General features: G+C 39.6%; 5 protein-coding genes. 3 read left to right on the top strand and 2 right to left on the bottom strand.

Translation table 11 applies throughout. The annotated features are described in order from the left end of the window. The 3 genes from lon to AC220I_RS19190 form a co-directional block, all read left to right on the top strand. The coding region (gene lon, locus AC220I_RS19200) for an endopeptidase La (protein WP_486725477.1) at window positions 1-1,765 on the top strand (1,765 nt) is incomplete at its 5' end. After that, window positions 1,749-2,423: a ribosome biogenesis GTP-binding protein YihA/YsxC gene (gene yihA / locus AC220I_RS19195; protein WP_486725476.1), complete on the top strand. Its 675-nt coding sequence runs from the start codon at window positions 1,749-1,751 to the stop codon at window positions 2,421-2,423. The genes lon and yihA, both read left to right, overlap by 17 nt. Before the next feature lie 231 nt (window positions 2,424-2,654). Next, complete coding sequence (locus AC220I_RS19190) at window positions 2,655-2,990, top strand: DUF4260 domain-containing protein (RefSeq protein ID WP_486725475.1); 336 nt, start codon at window positions 2,655-2,657, stop codon at window positions 2,988-2,990. Window positions 2,991-3,151: 161 nt separating this feature from the next. On the opposite strand, the gene AC220I_RS19185 is transcribed toward AC220I_RS19190, so the two are convergent. Both AC220I_RS19185 and AC220I_RS19180 read right to left on the bottom strand, forming a co-directional pair. Beyond that, window positions 3,152-3,667: a peptidylprolyl isomerase gene (locus AC220I_RS19185; protein ID WP_486725474.1), complete on the bottom strand. Its 516-nt coding sequence runs from the start codon at window positions 3,665-3,667 to the stop codon at window positions 3,152-3,154. A gap of 193 nt (window positions 3,668-3,860) precedes the next feature. Beyond that, window positions 3,861-4,100: class II fructose-bisphosphate aldolase (locus AC220I_RS19180; RefSeq protein WP_486725473.1), on the bottom strand; the 240-nt coding region annotated here is incomplete at its 5' end.

Here is a 4,100-nt window from a genome sequence, read left to right as displayed (position 1 = left end):
ACTATATCGTCTTTTGTTGACTGAAATCGAAATTCTTCAAGTGGAAAAAGACATCAATGACAAGGTTAAAAGCCAAATCAATAAATCTCAAAAAGAGTATTATCTCAGAGAACAAATTAAAGCCATCAGAGATGAACTTGGCGAGGAAGACGCACAAGAAGATGAAATTGAAGAAATGCGTAAAAAGCTTAAAAAGCTTAAACTGGGTAAAAAAATCGAGAAAAAAGTCTCAAACGAGATTGATCGCTACTCAAGACTATCCCCTTCTTCAGCAGAAAGTGGCGTTATCAGAAGTTATGTCAATTGGATTTTAGACTTACCTTGGAAGAAAGAGACGAAAGATGAAATTGATTTAAATATGGCCCAAGCCGTACTTGATGAAGATCATTTTGGTCTAGAGTCTGTTAAAGAGAGAGTAGTGGAATACCTTGCTGTGAGAGATTTAACGCAGAGCATGAAGGGCCCAATCATCTGTTTAGTAGGCCCTCCAGGGGTTGGTAAAACCTCTATCGCAAAATCAATTGCGCGTTCGCTCAATCGTGAATTTGTGAGAATGTCACTTGGTGGTGTTAGGGATGAGGCTGAAATAAGGGGTCATAGACGTACTTATATCGGCGCAATTCCTGGACGTATCATCAATGGCATTAAAGAGGCTGGTACTAAGAATCCAGTATTCCTATTTGATGAAATTGACAAGCTTTCAAGTGACTTTAGAGGGGACCCTGCGTCTGCACTTTTAGAGGTCCTTGATCCAGAGCAAAATAAGGAGTTCACAGACCATTACCTTGAAGTGCCGTTTGATCTTTCTAAGGTAATGTTTATCACCACTGCAAACTCACTTAGCACAATTCCAAGACCCTTACTTGATCGTATGGAAGTCATTCAGGTGTCTGGCTATACTGAAGTTGAAAAACTTAATATCGCCAAGAAATACCTTGTACCAAAGAAGATGGAAGAGCATGGTCTTGTGAAAACAGCCTTGTCTTTATCGGATGATGCATTGCTCGAGACGATCCGTCAGTATACGCGCGAATCAGGTGTCAGAGAACTTGAACGTAAGATTGCAGATATTTGCCGTAAGGCCACTGTGAGAATCGTTAAGGGTGAAGTGAAGAGCGTTAGAATTACAGATAAAAATTTAGACAAATACCTTGGCAAGACCAAGTATCACTATGATTTAATCGCTGAAGTGGACCAAGTTGGTATCGTGACCGGTCTTGCATGGACTGCTGTTGGCGGCGATACTTTATCTATCGAAGTCAATACGATGAAGGGTAAGGGCAAGCTTCAGCTCACAGGTCAACTTGGCGATGTCATGAAGGAATCTGCACAGGCAGGCTTATCTTACATCAGAACCATAGCATCGGATTATGGTATTGAAGAAAACTTCTATGAGACCTTGGACTTACATGTTCATATTCCAGAAGGCGCAATTCCAAAGGATGGGCCATCGGCAGGGATCACTATGGCAACGGCTATGATTTCTGCACTTTCAGGCGTGCCAGTAAACCGTTTTGTGGCTATGACAGGTGAAATCACACTTAGAGGCAGAGTGCTTCCGATTGGCGGTTTCAAGGAGAAATCTTTGGCGGCTAAACGTGCAGGCATCAAGAAAATTATATTCCCATTTGAAAATATCAAGGATTTAGAAGATATACCTGAAGTGGTTAAGAAGGAAATTGAATTTGTTCCAGTGAAGACAATGGATGAAGTTCTTGAGCACGCTTTAATGAAAAAGGAGCCAGAAAATGAAAATCAAAAATAGTGAATTTGTCATCAGTGCGGTGGCAAAATCACAATATCCAGACGATCAGTTGCCAGAAATTGCATTTGCTGGACGTTCAAATGTTGGTAAATCATCACTCATCAATATGTTGCTCAATCGTAGAGGGCTTGCTAAGACCAGTTCAACACCGGGTAAAACCCAGCTTGTTAACTTCTACGATATCGATGGCTTATTCAGATTTGTCGACTTGCCTGGATATGGATTTGCAAAGGTATCCAAAACACAAAAAGCGACTTGGGGAAAAATCATTGAGACCTATTTGACCAATAGAGAGACCTTGCTTGAAGTCATCCAGCTTGTGGACATTAGACATAAGCCTTCTCAAGAGGACAAGCAAATGTATGATTGGATCAAGCAGTATGGTTTCAGTGGCATTGTCATTGCGACAAAGGCTGATAAACTCAGTAAAAATCAAATTGCTGCTCAGATGAAAATCATCCGTAAGGAACTCAAGATGGACAAGGAAAGTGTTATTATTCCAATCTCCTCTTCTGAGAGAACTGGTAAGTATGATGTTTGGGACCTCTTCAACGAGGTGTTTGAAGTGAACGGCCTTGATATTTACGTGGAGAGACAGGTAAATGACCCAAGATTGGAAACGACATCAGATGTGAATACGGCAGAAAAACCGGAATAGACTGAAACAATGATTTATGATCTTATATTCTAAGCCTTAGTGGATAAAATGGGGCAAAGAAAAGTATTCAATATGAATGCCCACTTGTTATAGTGATGGCACGTGGTTCTTAAGACCATGATGTCCTTTCAGTATGATAAGTGGGTATTTTGCATAGCGGTACTTAAAAATTTAATTTAGATATAGCGAAAGAATAGTTTAACCCTATAGCGTATTTAGAGAGGTGGTTGCATGAAAACATTGATCAAAATCGAAGAAATAGCATTTTTCGCACTGGGATTATACTTATTTAGCCAACTTGACTATAAATGGTGGCAGTTTATGGTGTTGTTGTTTATACCAGATCTTGCCATGATTGGATATGTTGTAAATACAAAAGTGGGTGCTATTGTTTATAACTTTTTTCATTTACGTGCACTATGGATATTCATTTACATTGTAGGTGCAATTTTGAATAGTCAATTGACCATGCTTACAGGTATAATGTTTTTTGCACATTCCAGTATGGACCGCATCTTTGGATTCGGCCTAAAATACAGTGACGACTTTAAACACACACATCTTTAAGGGCAGGAATGAAAAGTTAATGTAATGCCACAAACGTCATAGTCAAAAACTTAAAATCCCCCACCCCCAATAATCGCCGTAAGGGCACTCCACAGCAAAGCGAGGACCGCGTGCCGTGCAGGTGATTATTGGGGGTGGGGGATACTCTTTATATTGTGCAATTAGAACTTTTCAATCGCACCGATTTCATAGCCATTGAGTTCAACTGTCATCTTTTCAATCACAACTTCTTCTCTTGGACGGTCTTGTGCACCTGTTTTAACGTTAGCGATTTGATCAACGATTTCGAGACCCTCGATCACTTTACCGAACGCTGCATAGCTACCATCTAAATGAGGTGAATTTTTGTGCATGATGAAGATTTGGCTACCTGCACTGTTTGGCATTTGAGATCTTGCCATAGATAAGACGCCTTCAGTGTGCTTTAAATCGTTTTTAAAGCCATTGTTGTTGAACTCGCCTTTAATACCATAACCAGGGCCACCCATACCAGAGCCTTGTGGACATCCGCCTTGGATCATGAAACCTTTAATAACTCTGTGGAAGATAAGACCATCGTAGTAGCCTTCGCTTGCAAGCGTTAAGAAATTGTTTACTGATGTTGGCGCTATTTCAGGGTAAAGCTCAGCAACCATTGTACCAAAGCCTTTTACTTCTATTTTCACTTGTGGATTCATTGTAGTACCTCCTTATTTTATCTCTATTATTTTAACACACTATCCAAAAGTTGAACATATTTAGAGTGAGATTCCTTGGAGGATCTCCTTGCTTTTTTGAATGGGTCATTTTTATAGGGTGAGATTATACTGCCCTATTTCAAAAAAATGAAAAGACCTTTAAAATTAAAGGCCTTTAACACTAGCATTTTTATTATTTTTGATTGCAACCCAATACATTGATCATTTTATGTTTAACCATATCATAGATTGCTTCTCTAGCAGGTGCCAAGTATTTTCTAGGGTCAAAATTACTTGGATCTTTTGAAAATTGTTGTCTGATTGTTCCAGTAAGTGCAAGTCTTAAATCAGAGTCGATGTTGATCTTGCAGATCCCGTATTTTGCAGATTCTCTTAATTGAGGCTCAGGGCAACCCTTAGCATCAACAAGTTT

This window comes from Fusibacter sp., from assembly GCF_057447755.1.
Note: the sequence above shows the minus strand (reverse complement) of the source record. Positions and strands in the feature narration are given on the sequence as shown.

Coding starts and splice junctions, on each gene's coding strand:
- yihA (WP_486725476.1), top strand. CDS start 1,749: ATGAAAATCAAAAATAGTGAATTTGTCATCAGTGCGGTGGCAAAATCA.
- AC220I_RS19190 (WP_486725475.1), top strand. CDS start 2,655: ATGAAAACATTGATCAAAATCGAAGAAATAGCATTTTTCGCACTGGGA.
- AC220I_RS19185 (WP_486725474.1), bottom strand. CDS start 3,667: ATGAATCCACAAGTGAAAATAGAAGTAAAAGGCTTTGGTACAATGGTT.